The sequence below is a fragment of the Aliiroseovarius sp. xm-d-517 genome (genome assembly GCF_013283135.1).
GTDB lineage: Bacteria > Pseudomonadota > Alphaproteobacteria > Rhodobacterales > Rhodobacteraceae > Aliiroseovarius > Aliiroseovarius crassostreae.
In genome coordinates this window covers 2356308-2377062 of the sequence record NZ_WBXT01000001.1, presented here as the reverse complement: position 1 = coordinate 2377062, position 20755 = coordinate 2356308, and the positions used below count along the sequence as shown (strand labels likewise).

General features: G+C 56.3%; 2 protein-coding genes (1 of these 2 running past the window's edge). Both read right to left on the bottom strand.

The features are described 5' to 3' along the window. Nucleotides 1-11 precede the first annotated feature (11 nt). A complete protein-coding gene (locus tag XMD517_RS11310; RefSeq protein ID WP_173488009.1) occupies nucleotides 12-341 on the bottom strand; it encodes a DUF3467 domain-containing protein in 330 nt (109 codons plus the stop codon). Nucleotides 342-385: 44 nt separating this feature from the next. After that, nucleotides 386-20755 carry the 3' portion of a DUF4347 domain-containing protein gene (locus XMD517_RS11305; protein WP_173488010.1) on the bottom strand. The gene runs 20325 nt beyond the window's last position, so the window shows 20370 of its 40695 coding nt (coding positions 20326-40695); the start codon falls outside the window, past its right edge; it ends in the stop codon at nucleotides 386-388.

The window sequence follows — 20755 nt, the reverse complement described above, 5'->3', positions numbered from 1 at the left end:
CAAAGATGGGCTTATGTCATGTCTTTGGGGGCCGTTTCAGGCATCGGCGGCTGCGCTGCCGCATCAATTTGGCCATATCGCGATTCATGCTGGGCAATTGCGTTCACCAACATCGCCGCCATCCGCTTGGCGGTTTGAGGCGTCATGATGATCCGGTCGTTCAAATCAACCTCAAACTCGTCACCCCGTCCATGCCAAGTGCGTCCGGTTCCGATCAACAACGCGAATTCTTCAGATGTCGCCGCAACGTTCACCACGTTGGAATAGCTTGTGCGCATATTCTGATCGCGGAAAACAACTGTTTTTCCGCCTTCGGTACTTTTCTTGTCCTGCTCAGCCATGTGTTTTGATCCTCGTTTTGTTCAAATTTGTCGCGTGAAACTCATTACATATCGACCAGATGGTCAACCGCACTTTTGCCCCTGAGGACAAAACGACTGCCATCCCAAACACGCAGCCGCTGTTCTAGACTGCCAACCTTGACAGGACCATACCGACGCAGCCCCAAACTTTTGACTGCTGCAGCCCCAGCCCCCAGTTCAAGCACGCTGAGAATATCAACCGGCATGGAGTCGTCATCCGACACAAAGCCAATCTTATCTGTTATCTGGTCAGCTTTTACATCCGGCGATTTCGCGGCGGTCTGCACAGCATCACTTACTGCGGCTGGGTCCGCAGGCAAATCAGGCTTCATGGAAATACCAGCAAGGTTCAGAAGATCCGCATCAACAGCATCGGACTCCTGCGTCATACTGGATCCCATGAAATTCTGCTGTCCAGAGTCCACGAGCAATTGTGCTGCCATGAAGGTCTGCGAAAGGTCCTCTCCAGCTTGATTTTCGGTCCTTTCAGGCGCGCTCGAATCTTTAGACGAGCGGTCCAAGAAATCATATCCATCAGCGCTGTATTCGCGATCTCGTTTGGTCGGCACCTGCCCATCAGCCACACGATCGTCCAGCAAACTGCCACTGACGCCTTGGTTGAAGATGTAGGCAACCTTGTCGATCCCCGTCCCTTGTTCGGTCAGAACCCGACCGAATGTTTCAAAGATGATATCGACACTCGCCGCAACTTCGAACCGATTGAACTGTGTGCCACCAAAGACGAAATCGCCGTCGTAGCCAGTACGGATAGTATCGCCAGCCCCGGAAAAGTTGAACTGTTGCGGCGTTTCGATTTCCGTGACCAGCCCATTGGCATAATCAACTCGCAGATAGTCACCGGCCAGAATGTCACGGCCCCCTTCACCGCGCACTTCATCGCTACCGCCTCCGCCAATCACCACGTCGCGCCCGTTGCCGCCCGCAAGCCAATCATTGCCATAGATAGAGGGTACAAGCGCCTCAATCTGCTTGAGCGGAAGAACACCCGAGACGTCCGGCGCGCCATCAATCACGCCCAGATCACCCAGCAAGACATGTGTGCCATCGCCCGCAGCAAGACCGCCCGCAGCGGTGCGGCCCGTGCGGATGTCATCTTTGCCACCGCCGCCGACGACCAGACCATAGCCAGACCCTGACGTCAGCGTGTCATCGCCAAACCACCGGGTGGACAGGTCTTGGGCCTTGTCCATTTTGGCATTGACCGGGTCAAAGTCGATCTGACCGTGATCCATCAAGGCGAACACAGCCCCATCACCAAGCGTTGCGCTATCGTCACCTGCGCCCATGATACCGACGTGCCGACCATCACCTGCACTCCAGGTGTCATCGTCGCCCAACGGGCCATAGACGCCATCCGCGACTGCCGCGATCCGTTGCAGGATAAAGCTGGCATTTCTTTGGTCAAGAATGCCACCATCCCCCAGCACGTAACCAAGGCCATCGCCCTGACGCAGGCTGTCTTTTCCGATCCCCATAACCGCGCGCATATCGCCATCACCGATCTGGAAATCATCGTTGAAGCTCAAACCGGCATCCGGGGTAAGCGCCGTGCTCCAATCCATCGACACAAGGCTTAACATTCGGCCTGCGACGGGATCGAACGTAAGAACGGCGTGATCCCCTGCCAGATATCCAAGACCCACATCACCTGACACCAGACGATCATCCCCGGCACCCCCCATGATAACCTGCCTAGAGGCATCACCAAGCGTAACCGTGTCATCGCCCGAAAGCCGGTCATAGGTATCTTGATCACCTTCTGTGGTCGGGCTGTTCGCGACGCTTTCCAGACGGAATGCAACGTCATTCAGGATACGGCCGAAATCACCCAGAACGATGGCTTCGCCATTGCCAGCGGTCAGCGTGTCATCGCCGGTTCCCAGAACCGCCCGCAGCAAACCGTCGCCGGTGGCAAAGGTATCGTTGCCTTTGCTGGTGTCCGCCCCGTCAAGGCCGGTCATCGACAAAAGACCACCCGACGCATTGTCGGGATGGGCTGGATCAAACACGATCATGCCATAGTCGCCGACAAAATAACTGTCGTTCCGTGCCCCTGTTGCGGGCAGCGGCGTCAGAACCTCGTCGCTGCCATCAAAGCTGACGGTCACTTGGGTCGCGACGTTGTCATTGCCTTCGCCGCCCATGACGATCTGGCGCCATCCTTGCCCCAATCGCACGGTGTCATCACCGGCAATTTCGGTAAAGGCCGCCGCCTCACCATCACGTGGCGCATTGGTGACGCTTTGCAATTGGTGCCCGTTGTCGGCGCTAAACAGCATTTCACCGTGATCACCCAAAACGGTGGCTTCGCCATTGCCGTTTTGAATGCGGTCAGCGCCATCACCGCCGATGGCCATCAGATGACCCGAGGCAAGCGCAAGGCTGTCATCCCCACCCGAGCGACGCAGCTCCGATTTTCCGGCAACCTCAATGCGCGCGGATTCAAACCGCTGCAACAACAGGTTATCCGTATCCGGGGTCAAAACGGCTTCGGCCACGTCACCGGCAAAAATCGCGGTCGATTGGGCGTCGGCATGCCCGCCGGTGATCGTATCCTCACCGCCGCCCCCAAAGGCCAGAAGGTGCCCATGACCAAGGCTTATAAGGTCATCGCCACCCGATCTTTGTGTTGCGACGCTGTCGGGGTTGTCGTCAGCATATGTGCTATCCGCGCTTGTCGCACGGGCCAGCGCTGCTTGATCGAATATATCCAATGCAGCATCGGTTGCGGCGCCTGTGAACCCTTCATCACCGTTCGCGTTCAGCTTGAACACCATTTCACCACGACCGCCGATCACGAGGGCGCGTCCGGTCTGGGACGTTGCCATCCCAACCTGAAGCGCGATCTGATCATCGCCGCCGCCACCCAACGCCACAACATCGCGTGCGGATGACGATATGGTATCACCGCCACCTGACACGGCGTTATCCAAGTCGCGAATCCACAGCTCAAGCGGGTTGTTCTCGGCATAAAGTGGAACAGACCCGGCACGCAGCATTTGTGCGGCAAGCCCGTCCCCGGCCAGTATGTGCCGCCCGGTTCCGGTGGTGATATCGTCGGCCCCAAGACCGCCCGCAACAAGCACATCACCATTACCAGCGTCGATCACATCACCCGAGCGCGCGCCCAGATCGTTGACCGCGCCAACCGTCGCGGCAAAGGCATCAGCCTCATCCGGGTCAGAAAGGCTGGAGCGTTCCATCGTCTCAAACGTCAGCAAGGTCAGCGGTGCCCCAAGGCCCAGCCTTGGGTCGAACATCATTGTCGCGCCGTCACCAGAGATGATTTGGCGATAATCGGTATCCGCCCCATCGGCTGCGGAAATCGTATCCGCGCCAATGCCACCGACGATGACATGATTGCCAGCGCCAACGCTGACCTGATCGTCACCGCCACGATAGACCTGCGACACCAAAGTTTGACCATTGGCACCAGTCACACCGACCGGGGTTTCATTCTTGCTGGTGGCGGCATGGATCAAGCGCCGTCCGTTTTGACCGGTCAGCGGCACGCCTTGATCGGTGACGCCCAGCAAACGATGCAGCTCACCTGCGTCGGCCATGATCGCCAGACCGTCAGCAGCCTCATTGTTTGTGGCATCAGCCATATCGTCGAACGGCGTATCAACAGATTTGTTGTTATCCGCTGCATAGATATGGTCATTGCCTTCGCCCAACACGATGCTGCCCTGCGCCGAGCCAAGTATGACACTGTCATGCCCCCCGTCGCCACGATTGACCGCCCGCGTGCGCGTATCAAGCCCCAGAATGGGTTGTGCAAGTTCGGCATCAAAATCATCGGACGGGGTGTTTGACGTCACCACAAGGGCCGTGATCTGTTTGCCATCTTCGAACAGGTTCACAGAATACGAGCCGTCATTGTATTTATACGGATCCGCGTCACTCCCGGCGAGATAGACATCGCGTTCGATGCTGCCGTAATCCGACACAAGATTGACGTTCTGGACTGTGCGCGCCATCGACGAGGTGTCGATCGCCACAACGCGTGGCGTCCATGTCCAGCTATCGCTGCCGGTTGCAAGGGCGCTACCGCCCCATGTGCCGCGCAACAGATATGGCAACAAATCGTAATCGACTGCTTCCTTCAGCACAGCGGTCAACAGCGGCAGATCTTCTGTGGTGCCACTGATATCCACAATGACCTGCACCAAATCGCCTTGGCGCATCGTGCCGCTGTCCAACACGATGCCGGCACCAGTCTTGCCCGCAACAGTCAGTTTGCCTGTACCAACCTGTTCGCCCGCGCGCAGAATATTGACGGCCTTGCCAACAAACCCACTGGCAAAACCTTTGTCATAGCCGCCCCATGTGACCTGAGTGGACTGGGTATACAGCGCCCCAAGATCAATTTTCTGATCTTCGGCATTGGTGATCCAAGATCCATCCACATAGGCGGGATCGGTTGGTTTTGGCGAAATCTCGGCAGTATAGCCCGCCCAGATGCGATCATTGCCGCCACCGCCGACCCAGTTCACATCATCATCGCCCAGAACAAGCGTATCGTCGCCACCCGGACGATCCTGTTGGGTCGCCAGATAGTTCAGTTCAGTTGTATCGTTCAACAAGCGGATGACGCCCATGTCGGAAACAATACGATGCTCATATTGGCCCGCCGCGTTGCTGCCCTCTGGGGTCAAGCCCCCGAAAATCGCGTCATTGCCATGCCCGGCCAGAACATGCGCCATGCCGGCACCATACTGGATCCAGTCATCGCCACGCGGCTCCATGTACGGTGGACGGGCTGCGGCGATATCTTCCATATCGAAGATATTTTCATCATCCGCTTTGAAGCGCATCTGCGCTTCGTCGCCTGCAATCACATGACCAAATGCATGTGCAGCATTGGCGTTACCCAGATAAACACGGTCGGCACCGCTGCCAGCCAAGACAAGGTTTGTGCCCTGCAACGCCGACGCCACATCTGAACTGAGGCCCAGATCATTCGCCAACGCCACACCTGAGAAAATGATGTCGTTGCCACCGTCGCCCAGCGTCTCGGTCGGAGAGGCCACCGAATACCATTCGGCCAGCGGATCACCTTGGCGATATTGCTCTAGCAGGATCCCATCCGCGTTCACGGCTTGCGACAGGTCGAACAGTTGCCCTGCACTGTCACTACGATCAAACAGATATACGCCACCGGCTTCCATCCAACGTGCATCAAAGAACTGACTGTTGGCGTCAATAAAGCCCGGAAGGCGATAATTGACCAAATCGCTACCCGCCCCAATCGCAAAATAGCGGCCAAGATCGTCCCCGGCCAACACTTCCAGTTGGCTGGCCCATAGGCTGCCGTCATCGGGCGACCCCAGAATGGTTGCGCCATAGCCTTGCAATTCGTCGTGACCGGCACCGCCAATCAAGATATCCACGCCGGTTGACCCGATCAGTGTATCGTTCCCGGCATCGCCGTAGGCACGCACATTGACCAAAGCTTTGGACAGATCGACCTTATCGTTACCCTCACCGCCGAAGACCTGCAATTTATCATGTGGGTCGCCGGTTCGGTCGTTCGTCAAACCCAGATTTGTCGCGGCCCCAAGGGTTGGCAACACACTTGCAATGTCAGACCCTGCGCCCAGATAGATACTGGTCGGCGCTTCCGAGCGGATGCTTTTGATATAGACCGACTTGTCATCGCCTTCACCAGTATAGACGGTCACGCCACGATCAAAGCCAAGCGACGCCTCGCCTATATAGCTGCCGGCGATTTTGGCTGCATCCTGAATGGGGTCAGTTTTTGCATCATAGCGGATGCTTGTGACCATCGGGGGAACGGATACGTTATCGCCCGCGAAATGGCGCAGGATGACCGCATTGTCGTTGATTTCGACCGGGCCAGTCTGGTCCGTATCGCCACCACGAGAGACAATCAGGCGGGTCGAGCCCTGACCACCATCAAGCGAGATCGTTGTATCCACCCCGTCAAGCGATGACGTCAGCGTATCATCGGGCGTCGAGCCGACAAAGAACGTATCATCACCCCCACCGCCGTAGATAAACAACGGCTGCAAAGCGGACTTGATGTGGACGTCGTCATTGCCTGCCCCAAGATAGACCATCGACATCTCGAAACTATTGAGCGCGACAGAGCCTTTCAAATCGCTGTCACCATCGCGTGGTGAGAACGCCAAATTAGTAAAGGCGATACGTTCCTGAAGTGGGTCCTTGGCGATTTCATCTGGCGTGGCGACCGTTGGGTCGGCCGGATTGTACGGCTTGGCCGCAAAGGTCGAAACCTCGGCAAGCACGGCATCCGCGCGGGCACTGTCGAAAATCGACACTTCGTCATTGCCCGTCCCACCGATCAAAACCGCGCGCGACAGAAGGTTTTCCAAAGACCCCACAACGCCGCCCCAGCGCGGGTTGGCCTGCTCCCATGCGCGTGTCAGTGCTTGTGCGTTCAAGCTCGACAGAGCCAGACCATTGTACCAGCCATCCAAGTCCAAGGTCGTAAGATCAGTGACCGTAACGTTAAATTCCTGCACCGCGGCGGTCAACAAGTTCTGCTGCGTCAGCCCGGCCCGCGACAAGGCGGTATCGCGCAGGGCGAACCAATCGCGCAATTCGGGCGACAGGCGGGTCAAAAGCGCCCCGTGCAACTTGCCGTTCTGTGCCGCATAATCCGATTCCAACTGCGCCAGATCAACGGCTTCAAGGTCAAGTTGGGCGAACCAGTCATTCAGCGACACAACCGAGAACGGCACATCATCACGTGCGGCTTGCATCAACAAATGCAGCTTTGTCATGCCCGTAGGCAAGCCATCCTTTTTGTCCGCCAGCCAATCCTGAACATCATTTGTCTGGCCCTCGACAGTCAATCCAACAAGGTTGCCGGGATCATCAGTTTCGGACATCTGGCCGACAGACAGGGTATCATCCCCGCCGCCCAGCGAAATCACCGCATAGTCGATGTCCGTGTCCAGCCCCTCAAGCGTGAAGTTGTTGTCAGCATCCCCAAGCTGGATGCGCACCAATTCCAGATTGTCCAGAACAATCCCCTGCCGGTTTCCGGCAAACCCGGTGAGCCACCCATAGGATTGGTTGTCTGGACTGTCGATGGCGACAAGTTCGCTTTCGGAGGGTTGATAACTTTGACCATACACAGCCTTGAGAGAGCGGATCTGAATATCGCGGTCCGTCGTCACACCGAGCGCACCATTGGCGCGGCTTCCATCGGTATTTCCGTACAGTTTGACATCAATGGTATCTGCACCGGCAGACCCGTCAATGATCACCAGATTATCAAAGGCCGACAGATCATCCTGTGCCCCGATACGTGTTGCATCGGGCGAAAAGCGGCGACGCTCGGTTTGGGTGGTTGCTGCCACATCCACCAACTCGACTGTCGCAACCTTCTTGATCCGGGTATAGCCGGGAACAACCACCTGCCGCACGGTTTCGGTACCATCGGGGTTGGCTGTCCGTTCGACACGGGTGAAGCCCGGCACGAACTCCTCGACCTCTTCATAGACGATAGTTGGCACTTTGGCCGCCGCCGCCGTGGAATCCAGATCAATCGTTTGGCTTTCAGGATTGAACACCTGTGCCGGGCCGCCAATTGTGATCGCGTCATTGCCGCGCCCTGAATTGATTGTCAGGCGTGTCTCAGAGTTGACCCCGTAGACATAAATCGTGTCGTCCCCATCAATGGAATTGATCTGAATGTTTTCGACATTCTTGATTGATCCCAGATCAAGCCCGGCGCCTTTGATTTGCTGCACACCGTCATCATCGACAAAGACGATGAACTGGTCACCAATTTCGGTGCCTTCAAGGATGAACGTATCAAACCCGCTTCCGCCGTCGATATGCAGCGGGGCGTTGCGATTGAAACCGACCTTGTTTTTACCTTTGCCAGAACCAAGGTTCGTGACCCCTAGCGTCGCCTTGACAAAGAAGGTGTCGTCACCCGCGTCACCAAACAGCCATGTCTCGCCCTTGTTGCGGTAGACTTGGAAATAGTCATTTCCGCCGCCGCCGAACATCCGCGTATCATGCGCCGTGCCGGACGTGGTTTCAACAACTGTCACTGTACCGCCTGTCCCATCAGGGTTCGGGGCCTGACGGGTCGAAATGATCGACCCGACGTTAAAACTGTCTTTGCCCCCGTGACCATATGCATAGGTCAACGCGCCAGTGTTATCGAAGCTGAAGATATCAGACGCATTTGAGCCATGCAGGAACACTTCGTCCATACCGGCATAGTTCACAAAGCGTTGTTCGGCTTTCTGGGCAACTGTCACCAGTTCACCGTTCTGGAAGCGATACGCTTGTCCGCCGTCCACTGCGACCCCGATTTGTGTGCGCTGGATGCCGAACAGATGCGACTCGCTTGCCGGTGTAGCCATGCTGAAATCGCGGTGCTCTTGATACCCAACCGCGCTATCGGGAAGCGCATCAAGCCCGACCACAACGCGGTCACGGTTGAAGAACTTAACCCCCTCAAAGCCCAACCTAAGAGCATCGAGTTGACTACGGAAGTCGACATCGGCCTGATCTGTGCCTGTTACACGATCTGGGGTGCCGTCCAGCATCCCCAAATTCGGAAGAACCAGCGCCTCTCCCCCGACCGAGTCACCGGCAAAGCCCAAAGCAAGGCCCGCAAGAGACAGGCCAGTTCCACCTTGATCGGCAGGTACAGCAACACCTTGGCCCTCAAAGCGGATCGACCCAAGGCGGATCTCGTTCAATTGATACTTGGTTGCATAGGTTCCGGTTTTGATCGCAGCGGCGTCACGATCAACATTTTTGATCAGTTCGATGCCAACGCCCGACAGATCATTGGGCATTCTTGCCGCATCAAGCCGAACCGCAGACAGCTTGTCATGATCCACAGCGACGCCCAAAAGCGCCTTCTCGGGGTCAAAACTTAGAACTTCGCCAACAATCACGCCACCGATTGCAACCAGATCACCGGCCACCGGGTTTATGTCGGCGCGGTTCAAATCGTCGATCGGGTTCTTGTCGCCACGCGTTCCAGTGCTGGTGTCTATGTCGGGTATCTGGTGCAGGACAAACGACATGACCGCAGCCGTTTCCAGCGACAGGATCGCCCCCTCGCCCGTCTTCAGGGCCGCGTTCCCATCAATATCGTCGTTGTCATCTTCGTAGGTCCAACGCACGTTCAGCCCGGCACCAATCGAATACTCGGCGATTGCCTCGCGATTGATCAAAAGCTCAATGGAGCCATTGTCCTCGACCCACAATATACGACCGATTTCGGCGTCATATGCGGTTGATCCAACGACACCATAGGCACGCAAGACACTGCCCACTTTCGGTAGTTTCGTGCCGGTCAGCGTGGTTGACGTTGTGCCATCAGCCAAAGTGACCATCACACGCTCGCCCACGATCGTCGCGCCGGACGCGTCGATGTCACTGCGCAACAGATCCCCATTGCCGATGATATCGCGCAAGGATTGCGTTAACGCCGCATCGCCTTTCAGCACCGCGCCGTTGCTATCCAAAGACGAAAGCCGGGACAGCGTAATTGTGGCAGTTTCGGAATTCCAATCGCTGACACGACCAGTCGCAATCTGCGTGGTCAGGCCACTGTCCGCTGCATCATACAGACGGAAGGGTTGCGCCGAATAGAACTCACGCGGTGAGGCTCTCTCCAAACCGTCCTGACGACGCGCGATAAAATCTTCATCCGTCGTATCCGCAGTTTGCCAATCCACATCATCGACAGTTTGCACTGTGACGTCACTTGCATCCAGCACCTTGCGACCGTCCAGCGTCATACCGGCCAAGGCTTCGGGATCTTGAAGATCCTGCCAAGTAACCTCGGCAAAGATGCGGAAGCGATACTCGTTCCCTTCGCCGTCAATCTCTTGAATATCAAGAACCGTCGCCTGATCAGCCGAGCGGGTGCCACCGTCAAAGTCACCTTCGCGGAACATCAACCGGTCGTTCACCAACGGGCGCACGGGCTGAACGATACCCTCATAAACAAGAGTTTCGGCAGCAGTCAGAGCCTGACCGTCAGCAATTTTTTGCAAAACATCGGCTTCTGCCCCTGTCGGGGTGTATTCCACAACGAAGGTCCAGACATCCCGTGTGGCATTTCCACCTTCTTCGACATCCCAATCTGAAAGGTTGTCAGCATACCAGCCATCTGCGTCGACCGCTTCCCATACCTGCTCGGGCTGACCTTCGATCTGCCAACGGTTGGCCCCGACGGCATCGCCTTGACGGTTCAGTTCTAGATCGGACAGACCGGCGAAAATATCACGATCACGGCGCAACGTAACATCGACCGTGGTCCCGTTGATCGCGTTGACCGTGGCGGACAAGCCATCGCCCGTGATCACATCGCCAACACTCAGGCCCGCAACATCATCCAGTTCAAGTGTCTGGGTGATATTGTCAACTTCCCAAGACAGGTTTCCAAGGCTGACTTGCGCTGAATATTGCGCGCTGGCCGCTTGGATCAGCGCCGAATTGGCATCGCCAAGCATAAAGGCTGGCATCCGATCCGCCGTCGCCAACCGCACAACGTCGCCCGCAACTGGTGCTGCCGCCGTTTGCCCCAAAGTCACCGTCAGTTCATAGGTATCGCCCACCTCGGCAACCGAAGCGACGCGCCCGAACATCAAGTTTTCATAGCGGTTTGCATCCGATCCAACCAATCCGATTGTTTGGGCAAAGCGCGGAGTGCCATCTTCGGCATACTCAAGCGTCAACGCATTGGATTTATTGACAGTGACAACAGTTGTGCGGATGCCGGTATCTTTTGCGGTGGTGACACTGCCCACGTCCGAAACACGCGCAATCTGGTCATACCCCTCGGAGACGACAACTTTAACGCCGGTCAGCGAGCTATCCCAACCATTGTTATCCTTGCCTTCAGCAACAGCAATGATCGTCCGGTTACCACTACCGCTGGCACCAGCCAAAGAGGCCGCCGTTGCATTTTTGTCAATCTTGGCCACGGCAACCAAAGCATCGGTCGCCTCGTCAATCAAGTAGACGTGTGAATAGGCCGCATCCAACGGGAAATTAGCGTCGATTTGGGATTTCGGAACTGACAGGCTGACACGCTGTGCCTGTTCATTCGCAATATCCTCGGTTGTGACGCTTATTGGCGTTTCCCCATCTCCGGCTTGCAAGCGGATATCGTCCAAACGATAAACTGGCGCCTCGCGCAGGTAGAACGCCTGATTGTAGTTGTCCGACAGGCTGGCTTCGGCGCGGTCTTCTTCCAGCACCTCGATGGTGACCAAACGCTGATCACCATTCCATCCGATGATCCGGCCCATATCCTTGCCATCAGCAGACGACAGGTAAAGCCCGTCACGGCCCGCCATTTCGTTCACCAGCTTCTGGAACGCCCCCGGATCAACGATGCTGCTGTCCGAAGTTGGATAAAGGCGCTTCAACTCGGCTATCAGGCCAGCTTCGAACGCGTCAGCCGCATCTTGGCCCAGCTTGACTTCCCAACCATCCGGTCCAAAGGCCACATCCAAAGACCCACCACCAACGTTGATCTGCCCGATAGCCGGATCAGTTGGATCAACTGGTAGGTCGGCATACGTGGTGCCTGTGCGCGAAAGCAGTTTAAGATCATCGCCCGGATTGAACGGCTGCACCGGCACGCGCACGCGATTGAACACCAGATCCAGTTCGCTCGAACCGCCAATGGGATTGCCAAACTCATCCCTCTCGGTGCCGAAATAGCCGACATCCAACAGCGTGCGACCATCCTCTGAAATCAAACCATCACCGGAAACGAACCCCATACCGTCCGTGCCGCTATCAACCGAGTCCCACACCACCTGTTTATTGACAGTTTTCAGGTCATCGGGATCAGAGATAACCAGATCGCCAGAATGTGCATCCGCACCTTGGGCGGTGTATTGCGAATACAAACGACTACCAAAGCCAACCACGGCTTCGGCGGTGTTCAGGACATCACGATGAAGGTCAATGTGGAGTTCACCCGCACCAGCCTTGAACACCTTGACGGTGCCGATAGCATCGGACACGCCAGCCATGAACACATCCTGACCTTTGATGAACGTGCCATCAAAGCCCGCGGGCAAGCGAACAATCGCCGTGTCAAGATTTACAACCACGCTTCGGTTTGGCAACGATGGAACTGTCTGACCATTGGCCAGATCAAGCCGCGTTGTCGCCTCTCCGCCAGTGTCGCTGACCGAGATATGCAGCTTGGACGTATCAAGATCGGTCTGCGTCACAGTCTGAAGGTTCGAGGCTGTCGTTCCATTCAACAAAACGGTGCTTAGCCCTTCGAACAGGGGCTGCGTCAGGCCTGAAATCTTAAGGTCAGAGGTGCCACTTGCCGTTTTCGCTATTCGGGCGGCGGTCAAATTCATCGCCTGCGCATCACCTTCGGTTTGCGATATCAATCGCAAAACCGGCTGATCCGAGATCAAAGTCGCATCTGATAGGGCATAAAGCGCCATATCGTTAAACACGACGCGGGCGCGTTCGGCACCGGTTTCGTCAAAATCCGGGGCCGCGAAACGCATCGTGACCGTCCCCTTGGACGCATCCGCACCAGTAATCAGAACGCGTTGCCCCAAAGAGGTGTACAGGCTGATCGGGTTTGTCGCTGAGGCATTGGCGAACTCCTCAAAGACCCGAGCAGTGGCAGAACGCTCAAGCGGGGCCGTTTCAACATACACGAAACGGCGAACGCCATCGGCTGCGCCTGTGGCCTCGACCTCGCGTTCGATCCGTAGAACTGCGCGATCCGTGCGCAGCAGGTCGATGCCTGCCGCGGCAGACAAATCGTAAAGCCCCATGCCAGACGACAGCGTCGAGCCATCCACGCGAATATCAATTGTGCCAGCGGTTGCGTTGACCGAAACGATATCCAGATCGGTTTCATGTCCTGCGCGGTCAATCGTGCTAAGTGTGACGCCGTCACCGCCTTGCAAACGCTCTGCAATCGCGTCCACGGGTGTTTGAACATCCGACAGATCACCCTCAACCGCGACCTGATAGGTATAGCTTTGCGTCACAGCCGGAGTCAGCGCCCCGGTCAAGGTAGCGACACGACCGCTGGATTTAAGTGCCCATGGCGTGGCCAAGAGATCACCATCAGGGAACAACTCCAGCCCATCAACGGCCAACCCGTTCAACAGAACTGCAACGCCATCCTGAATTTGCACAATGGTAGAACCATCTTCCGATATCCACAGATCCGGGTCGCCGATGCGCCCTGCCCCATCAACCGGCAAAGGTGTGCCGTCGATTGCTAGCAGGCCAGCCCGGTCAACCGAAATCACAGCCTGCGGAGCAGATGCCCCCAAAGGCATCAGGCCCAAAGCGCCATCGCCAAAAATCTGACGTTGGGTTTCAAACTGATCCAGTGTTGTATCGTTGATCACCGGCAACGCACCGGTCAACAGCCGCGCCTTTAGAACACTATTGTCCGTTGAAACGACCTGTAGCAACGTTTCTGGATCACTGCTTAGGCTCCAAATCTCGCCCACTTGCGGGGCTGCAAGGGGTGCACCACTTTCGTCTTCCAAAGACGAGAACGGCAGGCTTATCTCAGCGGCAAGGGCGATATGATCGTCCAGTTTGATACGCGCCGGAGACAACGTAAATGTCTCTGTGGTCGATCCCGCCATCGAATATACGCCACCCGAAATCGGCGCACCGCGCAGAAGCTCAATCATGCCTTCCGCTGACACGCGCAAAACGCTGTCGCCATTGCTATTGATCAAAATCGCAGGTGTCGCGGGCAATTCGGACAGGTCAGCATCAAGTTCAACTGGCGCAGACAGTGTTTCAATCGCTTCGTCTTCGACCGAAATACTGATAAGCGGCGCATCGGTCCCAACCGGCGCAAGCCCGAACTGGCCAATCGCCGGTTGGGTCGGGGCGCTGTCGCCCGGCGCAGTGTATTCAAGCGTCAGATCAAGGAAGCCTGTCCCCAAACGACCCGATAACAATTCGACGGTGACCTCGTTCCCGGCCACAGCCGAGACATAAAAGACCGCTTCGACATCCGCATTCGTGGCTTGCCAAATTTCGCCTGCGACAGGCTGGCGTGTGGCCCCGTTGACGGCGCTGAACTCCAAAGTGACGGTCTGCACAGCGCGTTGCGGGATATCATATCCGCTGGCCATGTTGGCCACGCTTGCAGCCGCGCCAAATCCATTGATCCAACGCCCTTCAAGCAGGGCCAATTCCATCGTCGACGCGCCAAGCGCATTGACACGGTAAAGCGCGTTCGCGCCGCCGCTTTGCTCACTCAAAAGATCGCCGACCGACAATGTCACCCCGTCCGGGCGCGCCAAAGTGAGAATGGTCGGCTCTTGGGCCGTGTCACTGTTGCGAACCGAAACATTCACATCCTGCCCATTGTGGGACACAGCAAAGCCGGCCTCACCTCCGGTCGCGGTTCCGCTGAGCAGGTCAACGGCAAGCGAGTTAAGCTGGGAATCCACAGACGTCACACGCATCACGGTATGCGGGCTTAATTCGACCTCAACCGTTTGGCCGCTTTCAAGCACTTCGCCGCCATCCACCGAGATTACAAATTCGGTGGCCGTGCGACTGGCAAGTTTGCCAATCTGGCGTTGCTCTTGACCCAGACTTGCATAGACCAAGGCATTGTCCGCCGGCGCGCCTTCAAGGCTCAGGCCAAGGGTTGCGTCACCTTCAGACACCGAACGAATTTCTGTCTGGGCGCTCAGCCCGACCAGCCCGGTGGTATTGCCCGGCAATACCGCATCGGTTGCGCCGACCCCATAGAAAATCGACCCTGACGACAGATCGGCAGCGCTCAACGATAGGCCCGAAAGCAACTTGACTGCCAAGGTGCCGTTCGGGGGATCAACCGCCTCAATCACGCCGATCCGTTCAAAACTGCCATCCCCCAGCTCCCGGCGAAGCGTGGTTTCAGGTGCCAGCGCGCCGTCCGCTTCCACAAGTTTAAAATCAGGGAAATCCAGATCCGGAACGTAAAGTTCAACCGACCCCGTAACGCTGATGAAATCGTTCGTCGTAACCAATTCGCCAGCCGTGCGCTTTTCCTCACGGGTCAACAAATCGCCGGCGGCAAAACCAGCCGCGTCATTTACCGAAAGCGCAAGCGTTTTGGCATCAACGGCGGCTTTGCCCACGACTTCGAATTTCTCGCCATGCTGGGGAACCCCGGTCAGCCCGCGCAGCACCAGTTCGCCGGTTTGCTCGGAATAGCTGATCAAAGTGGCCAGCACACCCGAACGCACACCACGCAAAACGGTTTTGTTTTCTTCAAGATCCTCAATGGCACCGGACCCGGATTCAAGCAGCAGACGCGCCACTTCCAGACCAACAAGGACATCACCGTCCTGAACGTCCAAAGTGCCATCCACCACAACGGTATTGTCCGAGAAGCCTTCGACCCCGAACCTTGCAACGCCTTCGTTCGCGCGGCCCAGATAGGCATCGGACCCTTCGCGACCGTCAAGCTCGGCGCGGGCCATGAATTCGCGGATATCATAGGTGTCATCGCTGTCGGTACCCAACAGGCGTATCACCTCGAAATCCCACAGGTATTCGCGTTGGATATCCCCAGCTTGTTCAATTTCAAGCTGTTGGCCATAGAGGCGGTATGTCACCGGGTTTGCGTTCCCCGCTTCCTCGGCCGCGTCATAGACCAAGGTATCGCGGCCACTGCCATCAATCAGAACATCATTTCCCCGGCCGGGCCGGACTTCGTCGTTGCCCGCACCGACATTGATGATCTCGTCGCGTGCGCTGCCGATTACAGTATCGTCACCACCTTCTGTTTCGATGACGCGAACCAGACCGCCGACACTATTCGCGATAATCCGTTGACCGGACAAATCGACTGTATCGTCGCCCAGACCTGTCATGAGGCGCAGCGTGTCTTCTTCTGACTCACCCCGCGCTGTGTCCCGCAGGGTCACGACCTGTAGTTTTTCAAAGCTGCCATCGCTGGCTTTGCGATGCAGGGCATAGCTGGAACTGTCTGCCGTTACAGCCGTTGATGTGATCTTGTCGTCATCATCCGATCCGACAATCCGCACAGTGTCGGTTGACCGATCTCCGGGGCGACCTGCCACTGCGGCCCCCAGTTGCAACACGATCGAGGCTGCATCCGCCACGCCATCGGGCGTGTTCAGCACAATGTCATCTTGTCCCAAGCCAAACATCATATCGATTGTTTCGGCATTCCGGATTTCCAGTAGCTCAAGAACAGAGTCCCGCCACTCAACCCGCGTGCGGCCATCCTTCAGCGTCGACACGTTCACGCTATCTTGGGCAACCTGACCACGGCTGAATTCCGCCGCGCGCAACTCGACCACGTCCGAGCGACCGGCACCGCCGTCAAACACATCCGCTTTGTCACCGACTGACCAGCGAATGGTATCGGCCCCCGTGCCGCCCACGATATAATCAACGCCATCATTGCCAGCCAAAACATTGACACCTGATGCGCCAAGAATACGATCATCGCCGTCACCGCCAAGCACCTCGTCACGGCCCGCGCCAGCATTCAATGTATCGTCGCCCATCTGGCCGAAGATCAGGTCATTGCCCGCGTCTCCGAAGATCACATCATCGCCATACTGGCCGTAAAGAACGTCGTTTCCAGAACCGCCATAGATCGTGTCATTGCCGCCGATGCCATAGGCGTCTGCAGTTCCGAACACCGTATCGGGTTCATCCGCGAAAATGATATCGTTTCCGGCGTCACCGTATAGCTGATCGTCACCGATGCCACCGGTCAGCCGGTCATCGCCGTCACCACCACGCAGGATCGCACCGGTGCTGCCGCGCTGGATCAGGACATCTGCCCCTGCTCCACCGTCAAAATAAATTTCGGCATCTGCTTCACTGATCAAGGTATCGCGCCCGGCACCGCCGCGCACCGTCGCCTTGCGGGTAAAGGTGTCTGCGATGACGATGTAATCGTCACCCGCACCGGCATCGATGACCACCTCGGTCACATCCTCGAACCGCTGCAAGTCACCCGACGCATCAACCATGACCCGTCCATCATCGGTTTCGTGGATCGTGATCTTATCCGCACCAGAAGAGGTAAAGACGGTCAAGATGCCGTCGTTGACCTCGCCCAGCGGGGCAAGTTGGAAATGTTTGTGATAGTCAAACCGCCACAGAACCACGTCCACCAACGTTTGTTTCTTCTCAAAGATCGTAATCGTGGTGAACAAAAGGCTAAGCTTGATTTCGACAAACGCCCAAACCTTGGCGCGGAATTCGGCACTGACGTCAAAAAGCCCCAATGGATCGCGCTGCACGATATAGGCTAATTCATCAATATACAGCTTGCCGTCATAGGTGCCTTCGCGGCTGGCAACGTCGTTGAGATCAAATTTGACGGTGCCAAAGATACCGCCCGCGATTCCGGCCTTGACCGACATCACCACGAAATTGCCGCCAATCTGCGCGGATGCCGTGATTTGCATGTCGATCTGAAGTTCAACACGTTCGCTGCCGTCATCATACCAATCACGGGCGTGCAAGCCGAAGAACAGATATTCAGGATTGTTCCACCCACTGTCGCGGAACAGGTTCAAGCCGCGACTGTCAAAGCCGAAACTCAGATTGACAGTTGCACTGATGCCAGCCCCAAACGTCGCCGACAGGAAAGGCGCCCAGATCCAGATATCCTGACTGACCGATTTCTCGATATATAGTTCAGGCAGGTCAAACACAACCAGATCAACATTGCTGGCCCCGGTCAGCAACCCAATCGCAGTCGACGGGTTGTTAAGGATCGGGAAGCGCAGCCCCTGTAGCGCACCCGACTTTGACAAGAAGCCCTTGGTCTTACCAGATGCCTTTTTACCGGACGTGTCCGACGTTGGCCGCCCCACATTAGCCGTCGGCAGCTTGGGCGATGTCGCCTGTGCCTGCGGATTGATTTTTCGTCCCTTGTTTTCAGTACTGATCTGATTTTGATCGAATTTTTGTGGATTTCGCGCATCACGATTTGCACCCGACACGACATAATCCCCAAAGCGGATCATGACACCGTTGGCGTCATCAGGCGGCGGCATTGCGTTGATCAAATCCACAATGCCTTTCAGAACCCTGAAGAAGGTCGTGTATTTCGCAACACCCGCGCCGCCGAACATCTCGATCAACCGAAGCGCCGATGTGGGCGAGCCCAACAAGTCAGAGACAACAGGCAGCGGATCAACCACCGGCTGCAATGCCTCGCCCGTCGGCTGCGTGATCTTCTGCACCTCTTGCAAGATAGGCCCGGCGAAATTCGAGATGAACGTCCCCAGATCAAGCCGTATACCCGCCAGAACGATTTCAGGCGTGCCGCCGAATTCGGATTGTTTCACACCGGTTGTCAGGTTCACATCCGCAAAAACCTGCGAATAATGGAAATCGGTCAGGAACCGTGGAAACTGCGTTGATCCTCCAAAGCTGCCGACAAACGCAAGGCTGACTTCGGCGCGGGCCGTGAATTGTGCGTCGACCACATCCTTGAACTTTGTGCCCCGCAGTTCCTGGATCAGCGACAGTCGTCCGTCATCCAATTCGGGCTTCGATGTGTTGCCGGCATTGGGATCTTTCAGGTCAACTGTTAGCGCCGCTGACAGCTCCTTGTGCCCGTTTTTAAGCAGGTTGTTGACATCGAAATCAAGGAAGCCAAGCGCCGCAGACAGGCTCGCATTGTCATCAAGGTCGGCATAGGCTTCGACCAGAATCTCGTTTTCACGTGCCGTATCAATGTAAAAGTCCAGCTTGTCATTGATATAGCTGACGCCTAATGCCAGCGACATGTCATAGGTCATGCCCAGTTGGATCATGGCATCCGATGCAAACGACACCGGCAACCCCGGCACCGCGCCATTGACATCCAACTCGATATCGATCGGATCGAAAATATTGCCCATGGCACGGATTCCGACACGCAGGTCGTCGAACGTATCCGTCAAAGTGACATCAACATCGTCATAACTGCGCAAAGCGGTGCCATCCGCCGCAACGAATTCAATCAGGTCGCCTGTGGCATCTTCAATCTCGCCGAACAGCTCGTACATCGCAAGCTGCAACAGATCCACTGTCGTAAACTCGCCGTCACGCTTCGATTGCTCAAGCCGGATAAGGTTGGACAGATCGCCAAGCACATCCTCAAGCGGGTCAATCAAAGTCGAACTGACAAAGTTAGCCCCGCGCCGCATTTCACTACCGATGAACGGCAAATCCATAGCGAATAGCGGTGCCTGCCGAATGGTTTTGTCCAATGCGTCCAGAACACTGCTAAGTCCGTCAATCAGCAGCAAAGGATCGTTGATGAACATCCCCAAGCCGATTTGCGGCATCGGGTTTGGCACATAGTAGTAAAACCGCGAATCGTTCACCAGCTCTGCGGCGTTGGTCAGGTTGGTACTGGTCAGGTCGTAGCCGATAAAAATCGCGTTTCGCTGAACATCGGCACCGGTCCATTGGTCCATCTTGGTCGACGCATATTTCGCGTAGCGCCCTGCCTCGTCCGTCAGGAAATCGTCGTCAATCACATCGGAGCTACCAGTCAACGGCGCGGACTTGGTCGGGAAATAGATCGGAACCATAAGTGCCGCATGACCCTTGGTGTTCAGGCTCATCGCGTTGTTTAACGTTTGATTGGTAGTCATCCCCGAGGCAACCAGCGCAGAAGAGGTCACGTATTCTACGACCGCAAGCCCATCATCAATGATACGCCCTGCGCCATCGCGCTCAACATCACCGTCGGCATCCAGTGCAAAGGTTGCATCCAGCACCGATGCCGTCATTTGTGCGCCCGGCACAAATGTCAGCCCTGCTTTCAGCTGTGCCTGTTCGACAAAAGCGCGCGCGCCAAAGCCGATATAAACCCCGGCCCCTTCGTGCAGAGTTGTCGTGTAAGTGGGTGAGCGCGACGTGCCGCCGATCCCAAGCGAGATGCTGCCTTTGACACCAATGTCAAAGTTGAACAGCAAATCTATCGGGTCCATCTCAAGGTCGATATCAACCCCAAGCGCCCGCAGCATGTTCAACTGTTCACGCGGCAGGTAATCGGCTGGGCGCAACGTCTGGCGCACGGTCCGGTCAACATCGATGATGTTATGCACCTGCAGAAGCGCGAAGAAGCTTAGATCGAACGTTACGTTTACAGCATTTGCAACCAGCTTGTCTTCGGCATTACGACCGAAGGTAAAGCCGGCATTGAATAGCAAACCGTCGACCTGATCCTGTTGGCCCTTGAACAGAACTTCACCGATTTTAGTGTTGATGAAATCAAGGCTTTTAACCGTCCCATCTGTCTCATCATCTGGGTCGGGCGTTGTCGCAGTTATTAAGTCTGTAAAGATGTCATCCAGCTTTGAGAAAACAGTGTTGGCCTCATCCTCGATCCC

Excerpts from the sequence above, each read along its gene's own strand:
- XMD517_RS11310 (WP_173488009.1), bottom strand. The coding sequence starts at position 341 with ATGGCTGAGCAGGACAAGAAAAGTACCGAAGGCGGAAAAACAGTTGTT.